The 24,085-nt window shown below is 43.7% G+C and carries 23 protein-coding genes; 17 read left to right on the plus strand and 6 right to left on the minus strand.

The window, feature by feature from the left end; genetic code table 11:
* Window positions 1-142: IS3 family transposase (locus BLW34_RS06070; RefSeq protein WP_143037874.1), on the plus strand; the 142-nt coding region annotated here is incomplete at its 5' end.
* Between the two features lie 429 nt (window positions 143-571).
* Here BLW34_RS06070 and BLW34_RS06075 read toward each other — a convergent pair.
* From BLW34_RS06075 to acs, 4 genes are all read right to left on the minus strand, one after another.
* Window positions 572-934, minus strand: a complete 363-nt coding sequence (locus BLW34_RS06075) for a septal ring lytic transglycosylase RlpA family protein (RefSeq protein ID WP_090576993.1) — start codon at window positions 932-934, stop codon at window positions 572-574.
* Window positions 935-1,125: 191 nt separating this feature from the next.
* Window positions 1,126-2,190 carry a hypothetical protein gene (locus tag BLW34_RS06080; protein ID WP_090576996.1) on the minus strand — a complete coding sequence of 355 codons (1,065 nt, stop codon included), beginning with the start codon at window positions 2,188-2,190 and terminating at the stop codon, window positions 1,126-1,128.
* 199 nt (window positions 2,191-2,389) lie between these two features.
* The gene (locus tag BLW34_RS06085) at window positions 2,390-3,355 is read right to left on the minus strand and encodes an MBL fold metallo-hydrolase (RefSeq protein ID WP_090576999.1); all 966 of its coding nucleotides are present in this window, start codon (window positions 3,353-3,355) and stop codon (window positions 2,390-2,392) included.
* A gap of 56 nt (window positions 3,356-3,411) precedes the next feature.
* The gene (acs, locus tag BLW34_RS06090; RefSeq protein WP_090577146.1) at window positions 3,412-5,382 is read right to left on the minus strand and encodes an acetate--CoA ligase; all 1,971 of its coding nucleotides are present in this window, start codon (window positions 5,380-5,382) and stop codon (window positions 3,412-3,414) included.
* A 180-nt stretch (window positions 5,383-5,562) separates the two neighbouring features.
* Here acs and leuC point away from each other — a divergent pair, with 180 nt between their 5' ends.
* From leuC to BLW34_RS06170, 16 genes are all read left to right on the plus strand, one after another.
* Window positions 5,563-6,975, plus strand: coding sequence for a 3-isopropylmalate dehydratase large subunit (leuC, locus tag BLW34_RS06095; RefSeq protein ID WP_090577148.1), 1,413 nt, complete (start codon window positions 5,563-5,565; stop codon window positions 6,973-6,975).
* 34 nt (window positions 6,976-7,009) lie between these two features.
* Window positions 7,010-7,138, plus strand: coding sequence for an entericidin A/B family lipoprotein (locus BLW34_RS06100; protein ID WP_143002206.1), 129 nt, complete (start codon window positions 7,010-7,012; stop codon window positions 7,136-7,138).
* A 7-nt stretch (window positions 7,139-7,145) separates the two neighbouring features.
* On the plus strand, window positions 7,146-7,784 hold the full coding sequence (gene leuD / locus BLW34_RS06105; RefSeq protein WP_090539699.1) for a 3-isopropylmalate dehydratase small subunit: 639 nt from the start codon (window positions 7,146-7,148) through the stop codon (window positions 7,782-7,784).
* 30 nt (window positions 7,785-7,814) lie between these two features.
* Complete coding sequence (gene leuB / locus BLW34_RS06110) at window positions 7,815-8,876, plus strand: 3-isopropylmalate dehydrogenase (RefSeq protein ID WP_090577001.1); 1,062 nt, start codon at window positions 7,815-7,817, stop codon at window positions 8,874-8,876.
* 177 nt (window positions 8,877-9,053) lie between these two features.
* Window positions 9,054-10,166 carry an aspartate-semialdehyde dehydrogenase gene (asd, locus tag BLW34_RS06115; protein WP_090539695.1) on the plus strand — a complete coding sequence of 371 codons (1,113 nt, stop codon included), beginning with the start codon at window positions 9,054-9,056 and terminating at the stop codon, window positions 10,164-10,166.
* A gap of 161 nt (window positions 10,167-10,327) precedes the next feature.
* Window positions 10,328-12,700: a motility hub landmark protein FimV gene (locus tag BLW34_RS06120; protein ID WP_090577004.1), complete on the plus strand. Its 2,373-nt coding sequence runs from the start codon at window positions 10,328-10,330 to the stop codon at window positions 12,698-12,700.
* Between the two features lie 74 nt (window positions 12,701-12,774).
* The gene (gene truA, locus BLW34_RS06125) at window positions 12,775-13,614 is read left to right on the plus strand and encodes a tRNA pseudouridine(38-40) synthase TruA (protein WP_090577007.1); all 840 of its coding nucleotides are present in this window, start codon (window positions 12,775-12,777) and stop codon (window positions 13,612-13,614) included.
* A gap of 23 nt (window positions 13,615-13,637) precedes the next feature.
* Window positions 13,638-14,279 (plus strand): phosphoribosylanthranilate isomerase, encoded by a 642-nt coding sequence (locus BLW34_RS06130; protein ID WP_090577010.1) that lies wholly within the window; start codon window positions 13,638-13,640, stop codon window positions 14,277-14,279.
* Window positions 14,266-15,465: a tryptophan synthase subunit beta gene (gene trpB, locus BLW34_RS06135; RefSeq protein ID WP_090577013.1), complete on the plus strand. Its 1,200-nt coding sequence runs from the start codon at window positions 14,266-14,268 to the stop codon at window positions 15,463-15,465. The genes BLW34_RS06130 and trpB overlap by 14 nt, the downstream gene beginning before the upstream one ends.
* Window positions 15,466-15,561: 96 nt before the next feature.
* On the plus strand, window positions 15,562-16,392 hold the full coding sequence (gene trpA / locus BLW34_RS06140; protein ID WP_090577016.1) for a tryptophan synthase subunit alpha: 831 nt from the start codon (window positions 15,562-15,564) through the stop codon (window positions 16,390-16,392).
* A 6-nt stretch (window positions 16,393-16,398) separates the two neighbouring features.
* Window positions 16,399-17,295: an acetyl-CoA carboxylase, carboxyltransferase subunit beta gene (accD, locus tag BLW34_RS06145; RefSeq protein ID WP_090577019.1), complete on the plus strand. Its 897-nt coding sequence runs from the start codon at window positions 16,399-16,401 to the stop codon at window positions 17,293-17,295.
* 100 nt (window positions 17,296-17,395) lie between these two features.
* Window positions 17,396-18,679 carry a bifunctional tetrahydrofolate synthase/dihydrofolate synthase gene (folC, locus tag BLW34_RS06150; protein ID WP_090577022.1) on the plus strand — a complete coding sequence of 428 codons (1,284 nt, stop codon included), beginning with the start codon at window positions 17,396-17,398 and terminating at the stop codon, window positions 18,677-18,679.
* 36 nt (window positions 18,680-18,715) lie between these two features.
* Complete coding sequence (locus BLW34_RS06155; protein WP_090577025.1) at window positions 18,716-19,375, plus strand: SPOR domain-containing protein; 660 nt, start codon at window positions 18,716-18,718, stop codon at window positions 19,373-19,375.
* 41 nt (window positions 19,376-19,416) lie between these two features.
* On the plus strand, window positions 19,417-19,911 hold the full coding sequence (locus BLW34_RS06160; protein WP_090577029.1) for a CvpA family protein: 495 nt from the start codon (window positions 19,417-19,419) through the stop codon (window positions 19,909-19,911).
* Window positions 19,912-20,050: 139 nt separating this feature from the next.
* Window positions 20,051-21,577: an amidophosphoribosyltransferase gene (purF, locus tag BLW34_RS06165; RefSeq protein ID WP_090577032.1), complete on the plus strand. Its 1,527-nt coding sequence runs from the start codon at window positions 20,051-20,053 to the stop codon at window positions 21,575-21,577.
* Window positions 21,578-21,660: 83 nt separating this feature from the next.
* Window positions 21,661-22,839 (plus strand): O-succinylhomoserine sulfhydrylase, encoded by a 1,179-nt coding sequence (locus BLW34_RS06170; protein WP_090577035.1) that lies wholly within the window; start codon window positions 21,661-21,663, stop codon window positions 22,837-22,839.
* Window positions 22,840-22,849: 10 nt separating this feature from the next.
* Here the strand turns inward: BLW34_RS06170 and BLW34_RS06175 are convergent, their stop codons facing one another.
* Both BLW34_RS06175 and BLW34_RS06180 read right to left on the minus strand, forming a co-directional pair.
* Window positions 22,850-23,341, minus strand: coding sequence for a peptidylprolyl isomerase (locus BLW34_RS06175; protein WP_090577038.1), 492 nt, complete (start codon window positions 23,339-23,341; stop codon window positions 22,850-22,852).
* A gap of 13 nt (window positions 23,342-23,354) precedes the next feature.
* Window positions 23,355-23,930, minus strand: a complete 576-nt coding sequence (locus tag BLW34_RS06180) for a peptidylprolyl isomerase (protein ID WP_090539672.1) — start codon at window positions 23,928-23,930, stop codon at window positions 23,355-23,357.
* Between the last annotated feature and the right edge of the window lie 155 nt (window positions 23,931-24,085).

Consider the following 24,085-nt stretch of genomic DNA (forward strand, 5'->3'; position numbering starts at 1 on the left):
CCAAACCCGTCATGCAGCACAGCAAGATGTGCTGCAGTATATTTCCATGTTCTATAACAGCCATCGACTGCATTCATACTTGGAGTACAAAAGCCCCAATCAATATGAAGTGGAAACAGAAAAATTGAAAGAAGTCGCTTAACCGGGTTGTCCGGTTTTACTTGACCAGGTCAATCTCTTATGGCGACGCTTCTAACTTTTATTAAACCCTCTTATTCACAATTTCCGCGAATAAGGCTGTGAGTAACTACTTTATATTGAGGAGAGAAAATGATTATTTCAGGTGCTTCAAAAAGATACTAGAGTTCCGCAATTTTGGTTAATACTCTCATATTTTTTTAATTCGGTGAGTGATTCCCGTAACTCCCCAAGTTACTTTTTAGTCCATCTTTAGAGCAATCTTATCTATCTGGACTCATTCGGCTGTACAGTATCTTGTGCGCTGATTGTTTAGTAAGATTATTTCAACATTAGGATGTGATTCTCGGTCGAGTGCTAGGACTACTGACAGATGCCGCCATAGTGCTGCATTCGTTTGAATTGAATGACCATATGAATATATGGTCTTGTTTTACTTAACTGTTTCAAGGTTAACATGAACTCGCCCTTTTTTTATAAAGCCCAGCTCCGCTGCCGCACGTTTGGTAACATCGATGATATTGTTGTTGTGAGGAGCCATACGATCATTTATTTTGACGACTATACTGCGATTGTTTTCAAGATTAGTAACTTTCACAAGCGTTCCGTAAGGGAATTCATTATGCGCTGCCGTAAGATTACTTTGATCGAAAACTTCGCCATTAGCTGTTTTCCTGCCTTGATACTTGTCACTGTAATGAACAGCATAACCTGTTTTAGCTAGTGTAACGCTTGATCCAAGGGTCAAATAAATGATTCCTCCTGTAAATAGCATTAAAACAAAGTGTTTCATCATATTTGATGTCCTTCAATGTATGATTGATAGAACGTTTAAACATTCTTCAGGATGCAGGTAAGTTAAATTACTTATTGATCAGGCTGTGTTAGGTATTGGCCGGATTGTAGCCAGTATTCTCATAAGTCATTGATTCATAAATCAACTTAACACGATAAACTTTGAATATAATCTGGCAGGATCAATGGAGTTTACTGATTAATTAAATCATTCATGTTCATATACAATTTCTTTTTGCACTCTTCTTCTCTGCCTATCAAATCGATCCATCCCACAGTTCTGATACATTCGTTATATTCGAACTGTACGTCGCTTTGCTTCTGAATCAAATCAATTGAACCCGAGAGTTGTTTGATGTGCGCAACAATTTTGTCCATATTGATATTCTCGACAGCACCTTCTAGATGATCGATACTTTTTTGAGTTTCATCGAGTTTATGTGATGATTCTCTGTCTATATCTCTAATTTTATTATCAAGTTCTTGCCCTGCTTTGCTAGTGTAATTTCTCAGCTCATCAATGCTCCTCTGAGTAAGGGTAGCCAATCTTTCTTCGTATGTTTTGAATTCATTCTGAACAAAAAAGTTGATTTCTTGCTGGAATGTTTTTAAAGAATGATCAAATGCTTGATTGAGGGATTGCATTTTATTTCCAATGAGATGACTGATATCGCTATCAATTCGTTTCAGAATATCATCAGAAATCTTATCGACAGGCTCTCTTGTATTGATGATTTCTCCTTTTGCTTCATTAAGGCTCGATTTGATTTCATCAAAAAACAATTTTTGCTTATCTTCATGAAGGCGCAATGATTGCTTTTCATTTTCAGCAATTAACCATGAAATGAGTATCAGTTCTTTCTTCTCTTTTTGCTCGAGATTGTCAATCGTTTCTTCCAGCATGCTAGAAGCCACTTCTTTATCGGCTAGATTCTCAATGTGGTTAAGTTCTGAAGCATTCAGCAATCCTTTCAAGCGGGTTTGCATTTCGCTAATGTTTGTCTGTGCCTTGGATAGGGCGGCAGATTGGCGGAATAATTCATAAGGCAGGAACAGCAAGGTGAGCAACAGGCAAACAGTGTAGGTTACGATTTTCCACTTTCTATTTTGTAGAGTGAAACTGAAGCCGAACAGGACAAGAATCAGAATAATCGATGGTGTCAGAATTGATGCGATTTCAAACCAGCTTCTGTCTGTGATCATGCTTAAGGAAAAACCATTTATCCATCCAGCGATAGACTCATTCAACTTATCCATTGATTACTCCCTGTAAGACCATAAAAATTAATAACAAGAAATGCTTTTTGATATTTTTCTTATCTGTAAGGTATCCGCCGATAATCTATAACTGTAAATAACTTTGATGATATAGGCTATCAATTCTTGAGTCTGACGATAATCAGATCGAATAGGGATGTCATGAAATATGTAGAAGAGTTATAACCGTGTTTGATCATTACTGCTTATTTGATTTCTCAGATTGATCCAGCCATGTTTCCAATCCCATGGCGTTGAGTTCAATATCGAGGCGCAATAATTCATAAATCGCTGTGGGTGACCAGGTGCAGCCGTGTATTGCAAGTCGCTGACATAATAATGTTTTCAAGGCCTGTACAATAAACTCGCGCCGATCTGAGGTTTTGTTAATTGCTTGATTGGCTATGTTGACAAATGCATCGATCAGTTCGTGCATTTGCGTTGCATGGTGTGGTAAATGACCAATACGGCTATAGTGTGTCAAAAAAGCGTATTGTGGCTGATAGCTCATGATCCGATTCAAAGAAGCATGAGCAGCATTAGGGTCAAATTGTACCGGTGTCGTAGTTGGAAAAACGAATTCAAGACCATCTACATCAAGCTCTCGATAAGAAACGCCAAAGGTGTCTCCAGTAAAAAAAGACTGACTCCGTTCATCGAAAATGCAATAGTGATGACGGGCATGGCCAGGGGTATCGAGCAACAATAATGATCGACCATTCAGGTCGATACGGGTTTCATCAGGCGCTTCAATAACGCGGTTTTCGTCAATGGGAGAAATTTCACCATAGAGACGCCTGAATTCAGCTTCCCCATAAACAGCCATTACACCGGCAATCAGTTTGGCAGGGTTAACCATATATTTTGCGCCGCGCGGATGCACGACCAGCTTGGCATTGGGCAGCAGTCGCATGAACTCGCTTGCACCACCGGCATGATCCAGATGGATGTGTGTGAGGAATACATAAGCCACTTTCTCGGGAGCAAGCTGTTTATTTTGTAGCACCTGCATGACACCTGGCACGGAAAATTGAGTGCCCGTATCAACTAAAGCGGCAACACCGTTCTCAGTAATCAGGTGAATCGCTGCGCGGCCAGAGCGATGGTACTCCGCATCGATAGCGCTGATTCCGAAATCGTAGTCGATTATATTGGGTAGATTCATGTTTATTTCGATGGAATGCTTGGAGCTGTATTAAACTAAAAAAGAGCTCTTTCAGCTCAACTGATGGATTGTTTGAGTTGGTCAAGAATGGCAGGATTCTCGAGAGTGGATATATCTTGAGTAATTTCTCCTCCTTTGGCAAGAGAGCGGAGCAGTCGCCGCATGATTTTACCTGAACGTGTTTTAGGTAGATTATCACCAAAGCGGATTTCTTCAGGCTTGGCAATGGGTCCAATTTCGTGTGCTACCCACTCCCTAAGAGAGTTGGCTATTTCAGAAGCCTGATCGCCATGGGGGCATTTACCTCTCAGTACGACAAATGCAACTACGATTTCTCCCTTGATTTCATGCGGCTTTCCTACGACGGCCGCTTCAGCAACCAGCGGATTAGCTACAAGGGCTGATTCAATTTCCATGGTTCCCAGACGATGGCCGGATACATTCAGGACATCGTCAATGCGCCCCATGATCCAGAAATAGCCATCTTTATCACGATGGGCTGAGTCACCTGCCAGATAATATTGACCACCGCCAATATCTTGGGGAAAGTAAGTTTTCTTGAAACGCTCAGGGTCTCCCCATAGTGTGCGGATCTGTGAAGGAAACGGTCGTTTGATGACCAAGAATCCTCCTTTTCCCTGTTCAACGTCATGACCTGCTTCATCGACTACTGCAGTGCTAATTCCAGGTAAAGGGAATGTGCATGAACCAGGCTTGAGGGATATTGCACCAGGGAGCGGTGCGATCATATGGCAGCCGGTTTCGGTTTGCCACCAGGTATCTACGATCGGACAGCGGGATTGACCGACTACAGTGTAATACCACATCCAGGCTTCAGGATTAATTGGTTCACCCACGGATCCAAGCAGACGCAGCGAAGATAAATCATATTGACTGGGTAGATCTGCTCCTAGCTTTATCAATGAGCGAATTGCAGTGGGGGCAGTATAGAAGGTGGTGACTTTGTGATTTTGTATGATTTTCCAAAAGCGTCCAGCATCGGGATAAGTAGGCACGCCTTCAAAGATGACTTGGGTTGCTCCCATGGCCAGAGGACCATACGCTACATAACTATGACCGGTAATCCAGCCGACATCGGCAGTACACCAAAAAATATCCGTTGGTTTATAGTCGAAAACCCATTGCATGCTGATCATCACACCTAGGAGATAACCGGCTGACGAATGTTGTACGCCTTTTGGCTTGCCCGTGGAACCGGAAGTGTAGAGTGTAAACAGAGGATGCTCGGCGCCGACCCATTCTGGCGTGCAGTCGGTCTGTTTATCCTGGATGAGGTCATGCCACCAGATATCGCGACCGGTCTGCCATGACGTGTCAACACCCGCATGTTTATAAACGATGACTGATTTGACTGAATCTGTACCACCCATATTGATAGCCTCATCGACAATCGCTTTGAGGGGGTGATTTTTGCCACCACGCGTTTGCTCATCAGCGGTAATAACGGCTACCGCACTGGCGTCAACGATACGTTCGTGTAAGCTTTTAGCAGAAAAACCACCAAATACGACTGAGTGAATAGCGCCGATGCGTGCGCATGCTTGCATGGCGACAACGGCTTCAATACGCATGGGCATGTAAATGATAATACGATCGCCTTTTTTAACATTAAGCGCTTTCAAACCGTTAGCAAACTGACAAACACGCTGATACAGCTCACGGTAGGTGCAATGACTCACACTGCCATCATCAGCCTCAAAAATAATAGCTACTTTGTCCGGTTGACTAGCAAGGTGCCGATCAAGGCAGTTATACGAAATATTAAGTTGACCGTCCTCAAACCATTTAAAGAAAGGAGGGTCTGAATCATTCAGAGTTTGTGTAAAAGATTTATGCCATAGGATATGCTTTTGTGCCAGTTTGCTCCAGAAACCTGGGTAATCTTTCTCAGCCTCAGTACACAGTGCTTGATAAGCTGCCATACCAGCCAGATTAGTCTGTTCAACAAATTCCGAGGAAGGAGGAAAGATGCGTGTTTCATGTAGTACGGATTCGATGGTAGACATAAGGCAATCCTTTATTTCATTATTTTTGGGACGAATGATGAACAAGAAAATTGTACCATTCATGGAGCTTGAAGGAAGTTGCTCTTAACTATATGGCTATATTTATTACGCTTGAATGACAATCTACTGCTTAATTCTGCTTTATGGGATAATGAACTTGTTCTTTTGGAATATCGTAACATGAAGACTTTATATGACAAACTTTGGGAAAGCCATGTGGTGCATGCGGAATCAGACAAGCCGGACGGCATGGTTATTCTTTATATTGATCGCCATCTGGTGCACGAAGTAACCAGCCCTCAGGCGTTCGAGGGATTGAAATTGGCCAGGCGCAAACCCTGGCGAGTGAATTCGATTCTGGCTGTAGCCGATCACAATGTGCCCACGACCGACAGAAGCAGAGGTATTAAAGATCCTACATCGCGCCTGCAAGTGGAAACGCTGGATCAGAATTGCGAGGAATTAGGTATTACCGAGTTCAGAATGAGCGATCAACGGCAAGGTATCGTGCATGTCATTGGTCCGGAGCAGGGTGCGACGTTACCAGGAATGACGGTAGTATGTGGAGATTCACATACCAGTACCCATGGTGCCTTTGGTTGCCTTGCCTTTGGCATCGGGACTTCCGAAGTAGAGCACGTGCTGGCCACTCAGTGTCTGTTGACTAAAAAATCCAAGTCGATGCAGATATTGGTCGAAGGCAAGTTGGGATGTGGCGTAACGGCTAAAGATATTGCGCTGGCGATTATTGGCGAGATCGGTACGGCAGGGGGTACAGGTTACGCGATTGAATTTGCTGGTAGCGCTATACGGGCGCTGAGTATGGAAGGGAGAATGACGCTTTGCAATATGGCCATAGAGGCTGGTGCGCGTGCAGGTATGATCGCGGTGGATGAAACTACGATTGAATACATTAAAGGACGTCCTTTTGCACCGAAGGGTGCAATGTTGGAACAAGCAGCTTCCTATTGGCGCACCTTGAAAAGTGATGAAGGAGCGATATTCGATCGTGTAGTAAAACTGGAGGCAGAGCAAATTAAACCTCAGGTGACGTGGGGAACCTCTCCTGAAATGGTGACTTCAATTGAAGGGCGCGTGCCTGATCCTGCTTTGATAGTTGATCCAATCAAGCGCCACGATACTGAGAATGCTTTGAAATACATGGGGCTTTTACCCAATACGCCGGTTCGTGAAATTCTTCTTGACAAGATTTTTATTGGCTCATGTACCAATTCACGAATAGAAGATCTGCGGGAAGCTGCAATGATATTGAAAGGTAAGCACATTGCTCCTAATATCAAGCTGGCGCTCGTGGTTCCGGGTTCTGGTTTGGTAAAATCTCAAGCTGAGCAGGAGGGGATCGATAGAATTTTCCGGGAGGCAGGGTTTGAATGGCGCGAACCGGGCTGTTCCATGTGCTTGGCCATGAACGATGACAGACTTATGCCTGGCGAGCGCTGTGCTTCTACATCGAATCGTAATTTTGAGGGAAGACAGGGACCGGGGGGAAGAACGCATTTGGTCAGCCCCGCAATGGCAGCGGCAGCGGCAGTGGCTGGTCATTTCGTCGATGTTCGCACAATGAATGAATAGTTAAAGGCTCTATTTTTTATTTAAGGAGACATGAATGAGGGTGTTGTCTGTATCGATTGCATTGCTGATGACTGTTCTGCAGTTGTCTGGTTGTCATACACTGCAGGGGGTTGGTAAGGATATTCAGCGGGGTGGCGAGGTAATCGAGAGGTCTGCTCAGTAAACAAAAGATGAAGAAATTTGAACATTGTAGAGGACTGGCGGTCCCACTTGACCGTGCTAATGTAGATACGGATGCCATTATTCCCAAACAATTCCTGAAGTCGATCAAGCGTTCTGGTTTTGGTCAGAATTTATTTGATGAATGGCGCTATCTTGATCGGGGCGAACCGGGAATGGACGTATCGCAGCGTAAAATCAACCCTGATTTTATACTTAATCAGCTTCGCTATCAGGGTGCGCAAATTCTGATTACACGCGATAATTTCGGTTGTGGATCAAGTCGGGAGCATGCACCCTGGGCACTTCAGGATTATGGCTTCCAGGTGATCATTGCGCCGAGTTTTGCGGATATCTTTTTCAATAACTGTTTTAAGATAGGTTTATTACCCATCGTGCTTGATTCAAACATCGTGAATAAGCTGATTGATGAAGTCGTAGCTACGAATAGCTATTGCCTCTTTGTAGATTTGGCGACCCAGACGGTGACGACGCCGGGTAATGAAACCTACAATTTTGATATCGATCCATTCCGAAAATATTGTCTAATCAACGGATTGGACGAGATCGGTTTGACCTTGCAGCATGCCGATGAAATTAAACAGTTTGAAGAAAAGCGACGGAAAGAACAGCCATGGTTGTTTGCCTGAGATGAAATTTCCGTTTCGGAGAAGAATAATATGAAAATTGCTGTTTTGGCTGGTGACGGGATTGGTCCGGAAATTACTACCCAAGCTGAGCGAGTATTGATGGCGCTTAGAAGTGATGGACTAAAGCTTGAGCTCGAGCCTGGTTTACTGGGTGGGTGCGCAGTGGATGCCGCTGGTGAGCCGTTTCCGGAAGTAACCCGTAGGCTTGCTACCGAAGCAGATGCTGTGCTGCTGGGCGCTGTGGGTGGCCCAAAATATGATAGCTTGCCTCGTGAGAAACGTCCCGAACAAGGGCTGCTTGCTATTCGTAAGGAGCTTAACCTATTTGCTAATCTACGGCCAGCTATCTTATATCCTGAATTAGCCAGTGCTTCGACGTTAAAACCTGAAATTGTCTCTGGGCTGGACATCCTGATTGTCCGTGAATTGACAGGTGATATTTATTTTGGTCAACCCAGAGGGATTGAGCAACGAGATGGTCAGCGTGTAGGTTTTAACACCATGATTTATAGCGAGGCTGAGATACGCCGAATTGCGCATGTCGCTTTTCAAGCAGCACGCAAACGAAAAGGTCAGCTATGCTCTGTGGATAAAATGAATGTGCTGGAGTGTACCCAATTATGGCGTGATGTGGTTACTGAAACGGCTGCGGTGTACCCGGATGTAAACCTTTCCCATATGCTGGTCGATAATGCCGCAATGCAGTTGGTGCGTGATCCCAGGCAGTTTGATGTAATCGTGACGGGTAACATGTTTGGCGATATTTTATCCGATGAAGCTTCCATGCTGACTGGCTCAATCGGTATGCTGCCATCTGCATCGTTAGATGATCGAAATAAGGGATTGTATGAGCCGATTCATGGATCTGCGCCGGATATTGCAGGGAAAGACATAGCCAATCCGTTAGCAACGATACTATCAGTAGCGATGATGTTACGTTACTCTTTTGCTCAGGAAGACGTTGCTTTACGGATTGAGAACGCAGTTAGAAAAGTGTTGGCGCAGGGTTTTCGTACCAATGATATTTACGAGCCTGGCATGAAAAAAGTTGGTACGATAGAAATGGGTGATGCTGTACTGGCAAATTTATAGATATGCTACAGGTAGGCAAATAAGTCACGGAAGCGATTACAGATTTATCTGCCCATTTTTAATTTGGATTTAGGCTTTTACAACTTGTAATTCATCTCGTTGATCAGCATTAATAGTCAAGAACTACCCAAGATTAAATAGACAAGATCATTCAGCGTAAGGGTTATAGAAAACTAAATGAAACAAGTAGGTTTTGTAGGTTGGCGTGGTATGGTGGGATCCGTTCTTATGCAGCGCATGCGTGAAGAAGATGATTTCTCATTGGTAGAACCAGTTTTTTTCACAACTTCCCAGAAAGGTGGGAGGGGACCAGATATCGGTAAAGAAACACCCTCCCTTAAGGATGCATATGATATAGCAGAACTCAAGAAGATGAATATCATCATATCCTGCCAGGGAGGTGATTATACCAATGAGATTTTTGGTAGGTTACGCGAGTCTGGATGGAAAGGTCATTGGATCGATGCTGCATCGACACTTAGAATGAAAGATGATGCTGTCATCATTCTTGATCCCGTCAACATGCCTGTTATCAAACAAGCCTTGCATGATGGCGTGAAGAATTACATAGGTGGTAATTGTACCGTGAGCTTGATGCTGATGGCAGTGGGTGGTTTATTCGAAAAAAACATGGTCGAATGGATGAGCGCGATGACTTATCAAGCAGCCTCGGGTGCAGGCGCCCAGAATATGCGGGAGTTGCTTCAGCAAATGGGCGAAACCCACCGTGTGGCAGAGAATCTGTTGAGTGATCCAGCTTCAAATATTCTGGATATCGACCGTGAAGTTGCAGAAAAACTGCGTGACAAAAAATTTCCTATTGAGAATTTTGGCGTACCTCTGGCGGGAAGCTTGATTCCTTGGATTGACAAGGAGGTTGCTCATGGGCAGAGTCGTGAAGAGTGGAAAGGTCAGGCAGAGACAAATAAAATCCTGGGGCATATCAATGAACCTGTGCCAGTTGATGGTATCTGTGTCCGGGTTGGTGCAATGCGTTGTCATAGTCAAGCATTGACGATCAAACTTAAGCATGATATTCCGTTGGATGAAATCGAGGATATCATCGCTCAGTCAAATGATTGGGTGCGAGTCATTCCTAATGAGCGGGAAAGGACAACAAAAGAACTGACGCCAGTTGCTGTTAACGGCAAGCTGGATGTTCATGTTGGCCGATTGCGTAAGCTTAATATGGGTGGTGAGTATCTTTCCGCATTTACAGTGGGCGATCAGCTACTGTGGGGAGCAGCAGAGCCGTTACGTAGAATGCTACGGATACTGATCGAGAATTAAAATAATTCTTTCTCAAGAAATGAAGGGGAGAGATGTTGTTTTTTATCTTCCCTGATCATTGGAATTACCTGGATTGGCCTGTGATACAGGATAATTCTTATTTTTGTAAGTAAAGTCGGTGGTAGCATGCATCCTATTCCAAGAAATGTGAGGATATCTCTGTGAATAAGATTTATTTTAGAGCGTGTTGGTTAATAATTTTGCTCATGTTGCCTTGGCTGGCTTATGCAGCTGGGCTAGGAAAATTAACTTTAGGTTCGTCTCTAGGACAACCGCTTAAAGCAGAGATAGAGCTCGTTTCTGTAGTCGAAGATGAGATACCGTCTTTGACGGCGCGTGTGGCCTCACCTGAAGCTTTTCGTCAGGCGGGCGTGACTTATGCGCCTTATCATGCCTCGTTGAATGTTTCGGTGGAGAAGCGCGTTAATGGTCAACCTTATATTAGAGTTACTTCACCGCAAACAGTCGATGAGCCATTCGTAAATTTACTGATAGAGCTAAACTGGTCATCGGGGCGTTTATTGCGCGAGTATACCGTTCTGCTTGATCCAGCCGATACACAAACAGTCTCGTCAGCTAAACCGATAATCCAGCGAACGCCTGATCTGCCCCAGACGACCCTGGCATCGAGTGAGGCTATTCAACCACAAAGTAGTACCGATCAGAGATCAGTAGCTAGAGAGGTGACTTCATATAAACAGGGAATGAGTGCTTATGGTCCTGTTGCGCGAGGCGATACGTTGATTAAAATCGCTAAGCAAATTACGCCCCAGGGAGTTGATCTTAATCAAATGCTGGTTGCGCTTTATCAAGCAAATCGAGATGCTTTTTTCGAAAAAAATATGAATTTGCTGAAGGCCGGGGTAGTTCTGCGTGTTCCCGATCAAAATGAAATTTCTGCTATTAGTCGAATAGAAGCAAGTCGTGAGATTAAGATGCAAACTGCTGACTGGCATGCTTATCGACAAAGAATGGCTGATGCGGCAATGGGTTTCTCATCAAAGGCAGAATTGAGGCGATCTGCAGCAGGAAAGATATCCACGGCTCTTGCGGAAGAAGGCCCTGCAGTAAAAAATAAATCACCTGAAGAAGTATTGATCGTTTCAAAAGGTGAGCAGCTTGAAAGCGCTCAAGCTATTGGGAATCTTGATGGGGAAAAAGCCGACGCTGCGCAAGACTATCTACAAATGATGGAAGAGGATACCATCGCTAAAGATCGTGCTCTGAAAGAGGCCAATGAACGGGTTACTTTATTGGAGCAAAATATTGAAAGATTACAGCGCCTGATCGAGATTAAGGGCACAGGCATGACGGAAGCTCAAATCCAGGCAGAGCAATCTGTCGCGCAAGCGGAGCCAGCGATAACGCCAGCGCCGCTTCCGCCAGTTGAAGCAGCTTCCGGAGATTTAATAGATTCAGCGCCAATACATGAAATAGATCATGTTGAGCGCTCTGAGAAGATCATGCCGACGCCACCTGTTATTCCAGAGCGGACGGCAGACCAAGTTCAACCCCCTGCTTCTTCCGAAGCGATAGAGATTGCTTTGCCTGATCAAATTATGGGTTTTATTACAGATAATTTGGAATTAGTGGGAGGGTTGCTTGTGGTTCTGCTCATGAGTTGGCTGGGTATATCCATTCTTCGCCGAAGAAGAGAGAGAAGTGACGATATGGATGATGCTTTTGAGTATGCTGGAGCAGTTACGAAAGACAATATGGCTGCCTCATGCATGGCAGAATTAACACCGGCGCCAGCGAAGGGTTTGGATAATGTGCAGGATGGGAAAAAAGATTCAGTATCTAAATTTTTTGAAAATTCTAGATCGAGTGCTGAAGAGTCAAAAAGTAATCTATCCGAATCTTCTTCCAGGTTCTTTTTTGGCAAAAACATAAATGAAAGTTTTGTCAATGATCGAAATGCCGATTCGGATCGTGATCATGCCAAAATTGAATTTGACCAGGTGGAAGATATTTCTACTGGGCCAAATCATGAAATCAAATTTGATATGGCAAATATTGACAATGATTTATCGATTGTCCCGGCAGGCCGCGCTCAAGATACGAATGAGTCCGAAATACTGGTAACAAAAGGGGAAGGGGAGCCTATATCCAGTCATGAATTTGCTTTGAATCTTGAAACTGATCAAACGGATAAGGAGGTTTCTTTAGAGGAGAGAAATATACCATTCAGTATAGACTTTCCAGGCGCTTTAAAAGCATCTTCCGGATCAGTGACAGCGATGGATGAGGTGGAATCTTTATCACCACGCGATGATGCAAAATTAACTAAATTTAATTTTGCCGATATTAAACTGGACTTAGATGACGAACCTGAAAAGATAAATAAAGATGTCATCCATGCCAAAGATGAAGGTACGCCCTGGAATGAGATTGCTGTAAAAATTAATCTGGCGAAGGCTTATCTTGAGATGGATGATAGGGAAGGCGCCAAAGAGATCCTGGAGGAAGTTATCCATGAGGGAGATGAAGAGCAACAAGTTGTCGCAAGATCAATGCTGGAAAATCTAAAATAGTAATTTATTGGAATTTCAAAGCACTCTGATTACGATATCTGGAAACAGATGAGCATTTTGGTTGTTATATTTTTGTGAGAATAGCCTTAGTTCTAGAATATAACGGAGAGCGGTATCATGGCTGGCAAAGTCAACCTACTTGCATCTCGATTCAAAGTGAGCTGGAGGCTGCATTATCCAAAATTGCTTGCCATAGAGTTGGAGTCGTTGCAGCAGGTCGAACAGATGCGGGCGTTCATGCATTGTACCAAGTGATTCATTTTGAAACGACCGTACGACGGCCTTTGAGCGCATGGGTGCGAGGGACTAATGCGCTATTGTCTGATGATATTGCTGTATTGTGGGCATCAGAAGTTGGTGAAGGGTTTCATGCACGTTTTTGCGCTATTGAGCGGCGTTATCTTTATTGCTTGCTGAATCATCCCATCCGCCCTGGGATCTATCAAAGAAAAGTCGGGTGGTTTCATAAGCCGTTGGATCTTGAAAAAATGCAACAGGCAGCAGGCATGTTGTTGGGTGAGCATGATTTTAGTGCCTTCCGCACAGCCGAGTGTCAAGCGAGGAATCCGGTACGAAATTTAACCATGCTAGAGATTGCGCAATATGACCACCTTTTCATTTTTGAATTTCGTGCTAATGGCTTCTTGCATCATATGGTTCGTAATATTGTCGGTAGCTTAGTTTATATTGGTCAAGGTAAATATTCCCCCGTATGGATACAGATGTTACTGCAAAGTCATGATCGAACACTTGCTGCGCCGACATTCTCTCCTCACGGGTTGTATCTAGCAGGGATTACTTATGATACTAAATGGAATTTGCCCACTTTTAATCCATCTCCATTTGCGACTATTATGCTGGGCGCCAATCGGTCAGGTGGGGAGATAGAGGAGAGCAGGAAACTCAGCGGGTAAATTTACGTAATTATATAAAAAAGATGGAGAAGAATTTTGTATCGGTTCGTGTCAAGGTTTGTGGTATAACCCGAGTTGAAGATGCATTGGTAGCAGTACAGCATGGAGCAGACGCAATTGGATTTGTATTCTGGCCGCAGAGTGCGCGTTTTGTTTCGCCCATCCAGGCACGCGAGATAGTATTGCGGTTGCCACCTTTTGTGAGTGCGGTGGGCGTTTATGTTGATCCTTCTCCAGAATGGGTAGAAGAAACTTCCACCATAACTGGCGTGAATCTGCTGCAGTTTCATGGAGAGGAATCACCCGAATTTTGTGACCAATTTATGTTGCCATATATTAAAGCTTTGCGTGTCAGGGAGGGGATGGATTTGTTACAATACGGAAAGCTTTACCAAAATGCCAAAGGATTACTATTAGATACCTATGCGGCAGGAATGCCAGGTGGTACCGGTCAGGTATTTGACTGGAATTTGATTCCATCAGATTTTCCTCTGCCACTTGTGCTTTCAGGGGGGCTTAATCCTGATAATGTGGTAAATGCGATTAGACAAGTTCGGCCATGGGCCGTGGATGTATCCAGTGGCGTAGAAGTCGCGAAGGGTATTAAGGACGTGAACAAAATTTCTGCTTTTATGCAAGGAGTCAAGAATTGTGAAGATTTATGATCTTCCTGACAAGCAAGGGCATTTTGGCCCATATGGTGGAACATTTGTAGCAGAAACACTGATTGCAGCACTTGATGAATTACTTGCTCAGTATCGGCACTTTCGGGATGATGCCGATTTCCAGGCAGAATTTAATCAAGAGCTCAAGCATTACGTCGGGCGACCTAGTCCAATTTATCATGCCAAGCGCTGGTCAGCGCATCTTGGTGGCGCTCAGATCTTGCTCAAGCGAGAAGATCTGAATCACACAGGGGCTCATAAGATAAACAATACCGTGGGACAAGCATTACTGGCAAAACGCATGGGCAAAACGCGAGTGATTGCTGAAACGGGTGCGGGCCAGCACGGTGTTGCCAGTGCGACCGTTGCTGCGCGCTATGGCATGGAATGCGTCGTTTATATGGGTTCGGAAGATGTGAAGCGTCAGGCAACTAATGTTTATCGAATGAAGTTGCTTGGTGCTACGGTGATACCAGTTGAATCTGGTTCTCGTACACTTAAGGATGCACTAAATGAAGCGATGCGAGATTGGGTGACTAACGTTGAAAATACCTATTACATTATTGGAACGGTTGCCGGTCCGCATCCCTATCCAATGATGGTACGGGATTTTCAAGCCGTTATTGGACGGGAAGCCAGAGTGCAAATGGAAGAGGAGTATGGACGCCAGCCCGATGCATTGATTGCCTGTGTAGGAGGTGGGTCAAATGCTATTGGTTTATTTTATCCTTACATAGCGGATAACAATGTTCGCATGATTGGTGTAGAAGCTGCGGGTAAGGGAATCAATACTCATCAACATGCTGCCACCTTGGTGACAGGCAGGCCGGGAGTCTTGCATGGTAACCGTACTTACCTGATTCAGGATGATAATGGTCAGATTATCGAAACGCACTCTATTTCTGCCGGACTGGACTATCCTGGTGTGGGGCCTGAGCATTCGTGGCTCAAAGATTGTGGTCGGGCCGAATATGTGGCAATAACGGATGATGAAGCTCTGTCAGCCTTTCATGCCTTGTGTCGTTTTGAAGGAATCATTCCGGCGCTTGAATCCAGCCACGCTCTAGCTTATGCGGCTAAATTTGCTCCTTCTCTCGGCAAAGACAAATTGCTGCTGGTTAATCTGTCGGGGCGGGGGGATAAGGATATGGTTACCGTAGCACAACAGTCCGGGATAGTATTCTAAATTGAATTTTCTTTAAGAAAGATTCATCAATGACAATTATTCCTGAATCCAAAAGCAATCCTAATTTTGCGTCCACTAGATAATACTTATTTGAAGATGAATCGTATTGCATCGACTTTCTCTGCATTCAAAGCCCAAAATAAAAAAGCGCTGATTCCATTTATTACTGCGGGTGATCCAGAACCGGTAATGACAGTTATGCTGATGCATGATCTGGTGCAAGCAGGGGCTGATATTATTGAGCTAGGAGTACCATTTTCTGATCCTATGGCAGATGGTCCGACTATTCAGCGTTCATCCGAAAGGGCGTTGCAGCATCATGTTGGTTTAAAAGATGTGTTGGCGATGGTAGCTGAATTTAGAAAAACAAATACGGCAACTCCTGTGGTATTAATGGGTTATGCTAATCCAGTCGAGGCGATGGGACGTGGCAATTTTGCAGTGGCGGCAAAGGAAGCCGGGGTGGATGGTATTTTAATTGTTGATTATCCGCCGGAGGAATGTGAGGAATGGGTGCAGCAACTTAAAGATCAAGAGATTGATCCTATTTTTTTATTGTCGCCGACCACACCTAAAGCTCGAGTAGAGAAAGTAGCGAAATTGGCAAAAGGTTTTGTTTACTATGTGTCATTGAAAGGTGTCACAGGAGCCTCACATCTTGATTTAGGTGATGTGCGCGATAAACTGGCAGAGGTGCGTGCATGCATCTCTATTCCTATTGGAGTGGGTTTCGGGATCCGGGATAGAGCCGCAGCAAAGACAGTGGCGGAGCTGGCTGATGCAGTGGTTGTGGGAAGTCGCATTATTGAAGAAATCGAAAATTCCACTCGCTCTGCTTTGTTGGATAATGTTAGTAACTTAGTGAGATCTCTGCGTGCTGCGCTTAATGAAATTAACAATACGAGTATCTCAAATGATGAGTGTTAGAAAGCTATGAGTTGGTTCCAACGCATTATTCCCCCTAAAATCAAGCGTAAAGAAAATGGTGAAAAGAAGGCAGTGCCAGGAGGATTATGGAGTAAATGCGCTTCTTGTGAGGCAGTATTGTATTGCACCGATCTGGTTAAAAACTTAGATGTTTGTCCTAAGTGCGCTTATCATAATCGTATTTCTGCCAGAAAACGAATTGATATATTACTGGATCCGGAAGGGCGTAAAGAAATCGGAGCGGAAGTAGCGCCTCAAGATCCACTCAAATTTAAAGACAGTAAGCGTTATACCGATCGATTGACACAAGCCAATCAGAGTACGAATGAAGATGATGCCCTGGTAGTCATGCAGGGTAATATCAAGGCGATACCAGTGGTTGTGGCAGCTTTCGAGTTTGGTTTCATGGGAGGGTCCATGGGATCTGTCGTGGGTGAACGCTTTGTCCGTGCTGTACAAGTGTGTATCGAGCAACATTTGCCTTTTGTGTGCTTTGCAGCGAGTGGAGGTGCGCGCATGCAGGAAGGACTGTTCTCCCTGATGCAGATGGCAAAAACATCGGCGGCGCTTACCCGGCTGAGTAAAGAGAAATTACCTTTTATTTCGATATTGACTGATCCGACCATGGGTGGTGTATCAGCGAGCTTTGCTTTTATTGGAGATATCGTTATTGCCGAGCCGGGGGCGTTAATTGGTTTTGCAGGACCGCGTGTAATTGAACAAACGGTGCGTCAGACACTTCCCAATGGTTTTCAGAGAGCTGAATTTTTGCTAGAGCATGGTGCAGTGGATTTAATTGTCGATCGTAGAGGAATGCGTGAGAAGTTAGTTAATTTATGTACATTGTTAATGCGTACACCGGTTCCCGTATCTCAGCAAACGGTAACGCCCTCTCTTGATTAGAGATAAATTTGATACGTAATTATATTAATGCTAGATCTGATTGGTGGATAGCATAACCCTATAGCTATTCAAGAATCTTTAGCCTCGTTGAGATATCTCGATGGCGGAAAAAACCGCAAAACTCACTTCGTTAACTGATTGGTTGTTGTACCTTGAACATCTTCATCCCAAAGTCATTGATATGGGGTTGGTTCGGGTAAGGCAGGTGAAAGACACTGTGGGTCTTATTCCCACATTTCCACTTATTGCGGTCGGAGGTACCAATGGAAAAGGTTCAACCTGTGCCATGCTTGAATCAATTCTCAGTTGTGCTGGATATCGCGTGGGATGTTATACCTCTCCTCATCTGCTGAAATATAACGAGCGCGTTCGTATTGAACAAAAAGCAGTCTCAGACGAGGAGCTTTGTTACGCTTTTGATGTCATAGAATCAGCAAGGCTTCGTTGTGATACCTCTTTGACCTATTTTGAATTTGGGACTTTGGCGGCAATGCATTTGTTCACTCAGTCCAAAGTGGATGTCGCGATTTTAGAGGTAGGATTAGGCGGGCGTCTAGATGCTGTCAATGTGTTTGATGCAGACTGTGCCATCCTGACTAATATTGATTTAGATCATATGGATTATCTCGGTAGTACACGGGAAGAAATCGGAATTGAAAAGATAGGTATTTTTAGGAAAAATAAAATTGCTATCTGTGGTGAGCCAAATCTTCCGGAAGTCGTACGTAAACAGATAAATGCAATAGATGCAAAATTTTTTTGTATTGGTGATGATTTTAATTATAAAGTTGACAAGATTCAGTGGGATTATAAGGGGCCAGTAGGTGGCTATTCTTCCTTGCCCCACCCTGCCTTACGTGGAATTTATCAATTAAAAAATGCCAGTATCTGTTTAACTGCATTGAGTGTGCTCAGAGACAAACTGCCAGTTACTGCAAGTGATGTGCGGCGAGGTCTGCTGGAAATATCCTTGCCAGGTAGATTTCAGGTTTTACCAGGAAAACCAGCAACGATTCTAGATGTAGCGCATAATCCTGCGGCTGCACGGGTACTGGCTGATAATCTTGGCGCTTTAGGCTTTCATCAGTATACTTATGGGGTTATTGGAATGTTGAAGGACAAGGATATTGCTTCTGTTGTGCAGGCTTTGAAAAAGTATGTGGACACATGGTTGGTAGCAAGTACTGATATAGCTCGTGGCGCTTCATCTGATGAAATCATTCAGGCATTAAAAAAAATCGGAATAACAAATGAGGATAAGATCCGTGCTTTTCCAAATGCCATGACAGCTTATGTATTTGCTCGTGAGCATGCTACTGAAAATGATAGAATATGCGTCTTTGGTTCGTTTTATACAGTAAGTGCTGTATTAGCGGTATTATAGAGGAGCTAAGTTATAAATGATCAAAAGGTAACTCAAATGGTCAGAAATATTAGTGAAGAAGAAGCGCTGCTGAGGAAACGTGCGCGAAGACGTGTAGTGGGGGCTGTTACATTAGTCATCTTATCGGTTGTATTTTTACCAATGATTCTTGACAGTGAACCTAAACAGGAGCAGCAAGAAGTTGATATTCTTATTCCGTCTGAGGATTTGGCGAGTGAATCCTCTCCTTGGATGATGCCTGGCGAATCACTTGATCATGATATCAATGCAAATACGAGATCAGAAGAGCCATTGCCATTCAGTACGCCAGAGTTTTCCCAGACAGATGAGGAATCGGCTGAATTGTATAATACTTCACGTATCCCCATACCTTCTTCCAAACCCCAATATACCAAACCTACAACTCAAGTTACTAGAACTGATTCTCCGAAAGGCGATTCTGCAAAAATGAGTTCTCCAAAAGCTGAGGGAGCGTTTGTAATCCAGTTGGGCGCATTTGCTGATGCGACTAAAGCAAAGCAACAACAACAAAATCTTGCAGCTAGCGGCGTTAATGCTTACATTGAGACCATAAAAGTAGGCAATAATGAAATGGTCCGCGTGCGTGTTGGTCCTTTTCCAACACGGAAGGCAGCGGAAGAAGGGTATGAGCAACTAAAGAAAATAGGATTGAGTGGTGTTGTGACAAGTAGGTAATTTGAGCCTATTCATACTCATCTTATTTCTAAGTGACGGTAATGACTATTTTTGATTATATTGTTCTAGGTATAATTTTTGTTTCTGTCCTTCTTAGTATCACCCGTGGTGTCGTACGTGAAGTAGTATCGCTGCTTGGTTGGATCATTGCTTTCTTTGTGGCAAGTCACTATGCGGTAAATTTTGAGTCGTTATTACCGCAAACCATTGAAGATGAGTCATTACGTATGTTGATTGTGTTTGTGATGACTTTTTTTGTGGCTTTAGTAGTAGTTATGGTGGGGTCAATGCTGTTGTCTAAATTGGTCAGAAGCGTTGGCCTCGGTCTTATTGATAGGGCTCTAGGTGCTGTATTTGGTTTTTCACGTGGATTGTTAATTGTTCTATTTATGATATTGACTGCTGGTTTTACCAGTTTGCCGCAACAATCTTTCTGGCAGCAGGCCTTATTGAGGGAACCACTAGAAATGATGGCGACACAAGCTATTCCCTGGTTGCCACAGGATCTCAAAGAGCATATTAGTTTTAGTCGATGATCAAGACGTATTTCTGAGATTGATTAGCTAAATCCACTAGTCGTATAGAAATAAAATAGTATCTATTTGAGCCTTCCAGACTTATTATGCAAGAGTTTACTTATTTTCTCTGTAACCTAAGCTTATTCCGGGGGTAATTATGTGTGGGATTCTCGGTGTAGTTGCTCAATCGCCAGCCAGCCAGTTGCTTTATGATGGATTGTTAATGTTGCAGCATCGTGGACAGGATGCGGCTGGCATTGTTACCGCTCAGGAAAATACTTTCCATATGCATAAAGGGTTGGGCATGGTAAGGGATGTTTTCCGCACCCGTAATATGCGCGCTCTGCTGGGTAATATGGGGATAGGTCATGTGCGCTATCCTACGGCTGGTTCCGCAGAATCGCCAGCCGAAGCCCAGCCATTCTATGTCAATTCTCCATTTGGGATTGTATTGGGGCATAACGGCAATTTGACTAATGCTGATGAGCTTAACAAAGAGTTATTTCAGTCTGATCGGCGTCATGTCAATACTCATTCTGATTCAGAAGTATTATTGAATGTGTTGGCGCATGAATTGCAGGAGTGCACAACGAGTTATCAGTTGGATCCTGCAACAATTTTTACTGCAGTTTCTGGAGTACATCGCCGTTGTCAGGGTGCCTATTCAGTGATAGCAATGATTGCAGGTTATGGTCTACTAGCTTTTCGGGATCCTTATGGAATTCGTCCTTTAGTTTTTGGAGCGGTAGAAACAGATCATGGAACTGAGTATATGGTGGCATCGGAAAGTGTGGCACTTGATACACTGGGATTCAAATTGATTCGTGATGTTGCGCCAGGTGAAGCAATTTTTATCGATGAGAAAGGCAGTTTTTATAGCAAGCAGTGTTCAATCAGCCCTAGTCTCAATCCATGTATTTTTGAGTATGTTTATCTGGCACGTCCAGATTCAATTATGGATGGTATCTCCGTATATGAAACTCGGCTCAATATGGGGAGTAGTCTAGCTGATAAAATAAATAAAACGATGCAGCATCTTGATATTGACGTTGTGATTCCTATTCCAGAGTCAAGTCGCCCAAGTGCTTTACAATTGGCTAATCATCTCGGTATTAATTTTCGTGAAGGATTTGTTAAGAATCGTTACATTGGTAGAACTTTTATTATGCCAGGTCAGCAGCATCGGCGCAGATCGGTACGACAGAAGCTCAATGCAATCAGTGTAGAATTTCGTGGTAAGAATGTATTGCTGGTAGATGATTCGATCGTTAGAGGAACGACCAGCCGAGAAATCGTGCAAATGGCGCAAGAAGCAGGCGCACATAAGATATATTTTGCATCTGCAGCACCCCCCGTTCGCTTTCCTAATGTTTATGGGATTGATATGCCAACTCGTCAGGAGTTGATTGCAACTGATCGGGGTGATGACGAGATTTGTCATGAGATCGGAGCAGATGGTCTTGTTTACCAGGATCTCGAATCTCTCAAGAATGCAATATCATCGGTTGACTTACAAGTAAAGAATTTTGAAACTTCCTGCTTTGATGGGAATTATATAACCAAGGATGTCACTCAGGAATATCTAGCCAGAATTGAAACGCAGCGTAATTCGGGTATAAAAATATCGCGATCTAGTAGACATAGCACACAACTTGATTTGGGTTTGGTATTGGCAGATCAATAGAAGACAAGACCAGTTTGATCAAGGAGAATACTGCATCAGTTTTCTGTAACAGGTAAGCAGACTTAATTTAGAGGAAAGTCAATATGTCGGATGATTTAGAGCCAGAAACGTTAGCGCTTCATACGGGTATTCATCGCAGTCAATTCAATGAACATTCTGAGGCAATGTATCTTACCTCAAGCTTTGTCTTTGAGAGTGCCGCCCAGGCAGCTGTACGGTTTTCAGGTAAGGACCCTGGAAATATTTACTCTCGTTTTACAAATCCCACGGTCACGGCCATGCAAGAGCGACTTGCCGTGCTGGAGGGCGCGGAAGCGTGTGTGGCAACTTCTTCGGGGATGTCAGCTATACTTGCCTGTGTGCTGGGATTACTCTCAGCGGGAGATCATATTATTGCCTCGCGTAGTTTATTCGGTACAACGGTTAGTCTCTTTACGAATATTCTCAATCGGTTCAATATTGAAACGACTTTTGTATCTGCTACGGATATTAATGAATGGCATTCAGCAGTCAGGACTAATACAAAACTTCTATTTTTAGAAACGCCTTCTAATCCACTGACTGAGATTTCTGATATTCCAGCTCTAGCAGCAATTGCAAAGGGAGTAAATGCATGGTTGGTGGTAGATAATTGCTTTTGCACGCCTATATTGCAGAAACCTTTAGAATTAGGCGCTGATCTAGTGATCCACTCTGCAACCAAGTATTTAGATGGACAAGGGCGAGTGCTCGGTGGGGCAGTATTGGGTAAACGTGATTTACTGATGGACGGAGGTATTTTCGGTTTTTTGCGGACAGCAGGCCCTACATTGAGTGCATTCAATGCCTGGGTTATCCTGAAAGGACTGGAGACCCTTAAAATCAGGATGGATGCCCACTCTGCGCATGCCATGGAGATCGCACGTTGGCTGGAAGTGCAGCCGGGTGTTTCGCGTGTTTTTTATCCGGGTTTAACATCGCATCCGCAGTATGAGCTTGCTAAGCGCCAACAAAGAACCGGTGGAGGTATCGTCACTTTTGAAGTAAAAGGTGGAAAAGAAGTGGCTTGGCGTGTGATAGATGGTACAAGATTAATTTCAATCACAGCAAATCTTGGGGATGCAAAGAGCACGATTACTCATCCAGCTACTACGACTCATGGTCGAATCAGTCAAGAAGCGCGTGATGCTGCAGGGATTAGTGATGGTTTACTGCGTATCGCAGTAGGTCTAGAATCCCCGCAAGACATTAAAGCAGATCTGGCACGGGGATTATCGTCGTAATTTGATTACTTTAGCAGATCTCAGTTTTTGTGATCACTACATCTTCTAACGGAACATTCTGGTGCCCAGCATGGTCTCCAGTTTTTACCTTCTTAATCTTATCAACTACGTCTTTTCCTTCTACTACCTTACCAAAAACGCAGTAGCCAAACCCCTGAGAGGTAGGCGCTGTATAGTTGAGAAAATTATTATCGCTAACATTAATAAAAAACTGTGAAGTCGCTGAGTCAACATCGGATGTTCTTGCCATGGCAATGGTATAGGTATCATTCTTGAGACCATTGGCAGCTTCATTCTTGATAGGAGCCAGTGTCTTTTTCTGCCTCATGCCGGGCTCGTAGCCACCGCCTTGGATCATAAATCCGTCTATGACGCGATGAAACAAAGTGTTGTTATAATGCCCGCTATTAACATAATTTAGAAAATTTTGTGCAGTCACAGGCGCTTTGTCATTATCCAGCTCTATCGCGATGATGCCATAATTTGTATGCAGCTTTATCATATTTATTCCTAAGTTAATGATCAGATGGGGTTGCGAGAAGCTCGATTGATTCAATTACTATCATATTTTTGGGAACGTCGCTAGCAAAAATTCCCTTCGGTCCAGTGGGTGTTGCTGCTATTTTATTGACGACATCCATGCCTTTGGTTACTTTGCCAAACACCGTATAGCCATAGCCCTGTATAGTCTGGGCAGTGTGATTGAGAAATGAATTATTCGCAACGTTGATAAAGAATTGTGCTGTTGCAGAGTGTGGATCACCGGTTCTTGCCATGGCGATTGTACCAATCTCATTTCTTAGGCCATTAGCAGCCTCATTCTCGATAGGCTGTTTAGTTGGTTTCTGGATGAGCGACTGATCGAATCCTCCTCCTTGGATCATGAAGTTTGCGATAACACGATGAAATATGGTTCCATTATAAAAACCTTCATTTACGTAACTTAAGAAATTCTCTACTGTTTTAGGTGCTTTATCAGCATAGAGTTCCAAAGTGATCGAGCCAAGACTGGTATTGATTCTGATTTCTGGCTGAGCAGCAAAAAGAGTAGTGCTGATCATCAGTAAGAAGACGGAGAGAAATCGGGTCATGGTAATTCCTGTTCAGTAAGTGCATGCGCCGCGTCAGAAAGTAATCTCTTCCTTATGTTACAATCCCACGGTTTTGCTATGAGGTAAGATGGAGTTTTATCTTTTTATTAAATATAAAATTCTGTGATTCGCGAATTTTACCAAGAAGATCGTTT

It is taken from the genome of Nitrosomonas sp. Nm58, from assembly GCF_900107335.1.
Lineage (GTDB): Bacteria > Pseudomonadota > Gammaproteobacteria > Burkholderiales > Nitrosomonadaceae > Nitrosomonas.

What these genes read in the sequence shown, in the direction of transcription:
- BLW34_RS06075 (WP_090576993.1), bottom strand. Translation starts at nt 934, where the DNA reads ATGATGAAACACTTTGTTTTAATGCTATTTACAGGAGGAATCATTTAT.
- BLW34_RS06080 (WP_090576996.1), bottom strand. Translation starts at nt 2,190, where the DNA reads ATGGATAAGTTGAATGAGTCTATCGCTGGATGGATAAATGGTTTTTCC.
- BLW34_RS06085 (WP_090576999.1), bottom strand. Translation starts at nt 3,355, where the DNA reads ATGAATCTACCCAATATAATCGACTACGATTTCGGAATCAGCGCTATC.
- acs (WP_090577146.1), bottom strand. Translation starts at nt 5,382, where the DNA reads ATGTCTACCATCGAATCCGTACTACATGAAACACGCATCTTTCCTCCT.
- leuC (WP_090577148.1), top strand. Translation starts at nt 5,563, where the DNA reads ATGAAGACTTTATATGACAAACTTTGGGAAAGCCATGTGGTGCATGCG.
- BLW34_RS06100 (WP_143002206.1), top strand. Translation starts at nt 7,010, where the DNA reads ATGAGGGTGTTGTCTGTATCGATTGCATTGCTGATGACTGTTCTGCAG.
- leuD (WP_090539699.1), top strand. Translation starts at nt 7,146, where the DNA reads ATGAAGAAATTTGAACATTGTAGAGGACTGGCGGTCCCACTTGACCGT.
- leuB (WP_090577001.1), top strand. Translation starts at nt 7,815, where the DNA reads ATGAAAATTGCTGTTTTGGCTGGTGACGGGATTGGTCCGGAAATTACT.
- asd (WP_090539695.1), top strand. Translation starts at nt 9,054, where the DNA reads ATGAAACAAGTAGGTTTTGTAGGTTGGCGTGGTATGGTGGGATCCGTT.
- BLW34_RS06130 (WP_090577010.1), top strand. Translation starts at nt 13,638, where the DNA reads ATGGAGAAGAATTTTGTATCGGTTCGTGTCAAGGTTTGTGGTATAACC.
- trpA (WP_090577016.1), top strand. Translation starts at nt 15,562, where the DNA reads ATGAATCGTATTGCATCGACTTTCTCTGCATTCAAAGCCCAAAATAAA.
- accD (WP_090577019.1), top strand. Translation starts at nt 16,399, where the DNA reads ATGAGTTGGTTCCAACGCATTATTCCCCCTAAAATCAAGCGTAAAGAA.
- folC (WP_090577022.1), top strand. Translation starts at nt 17,396, where the DNA reads ATGGCGGAAAAAACCGCAAAACTCACTTCGTTAACTGATTGGTTGTTG.
- BLW34_RS06155 (WP_090577025.1), top strand. Translation starts at nt 18,716, where the DNA reads ATGGTCAGAAATATTAGTGAAGAAGAAGCGCTGCTGAGGAAACGTGCG.
- BLW34_RS06160 (WP_090577029.1), top strand. Translation starts at nt 19,417, where the DNA reads ATGACTATTTTTGATTATATTGTTCTAGGTATAATTTTTGTTTCTGTC.
- purF (WP_090577032.1), top strand. Translation starts at nt 20,051, where the DNA reads ATGTGTGGGATTCTCGGTGTAGTTGCTCAATCGCCAGCCAGCCAGTTG.
- BLW34_RS06170 (WP_090577035.1), top strand. Translation starts at nt 21,661, where the DNA reads ATGTCGGATGATTTAGAGCCAGAAACGTTAGCGCTTCATACGGGTATT.
- BLW34_RS06175 (WP_090577038.1), bottom strand. Translation starts at nt 23,341, where the DNA reads ATGATAAAGCTGCATACAAATTATGGCATCATCGCGATAGAGCTGGAT.
- BLW34_RS06180 (WP_090539672.1), bottom strand. Translation starts at nt 23,930, where the DNA reads ATGACCCGATTTCTCTCCGTCTTCTTACTGATGATCAGCACTACTCTT.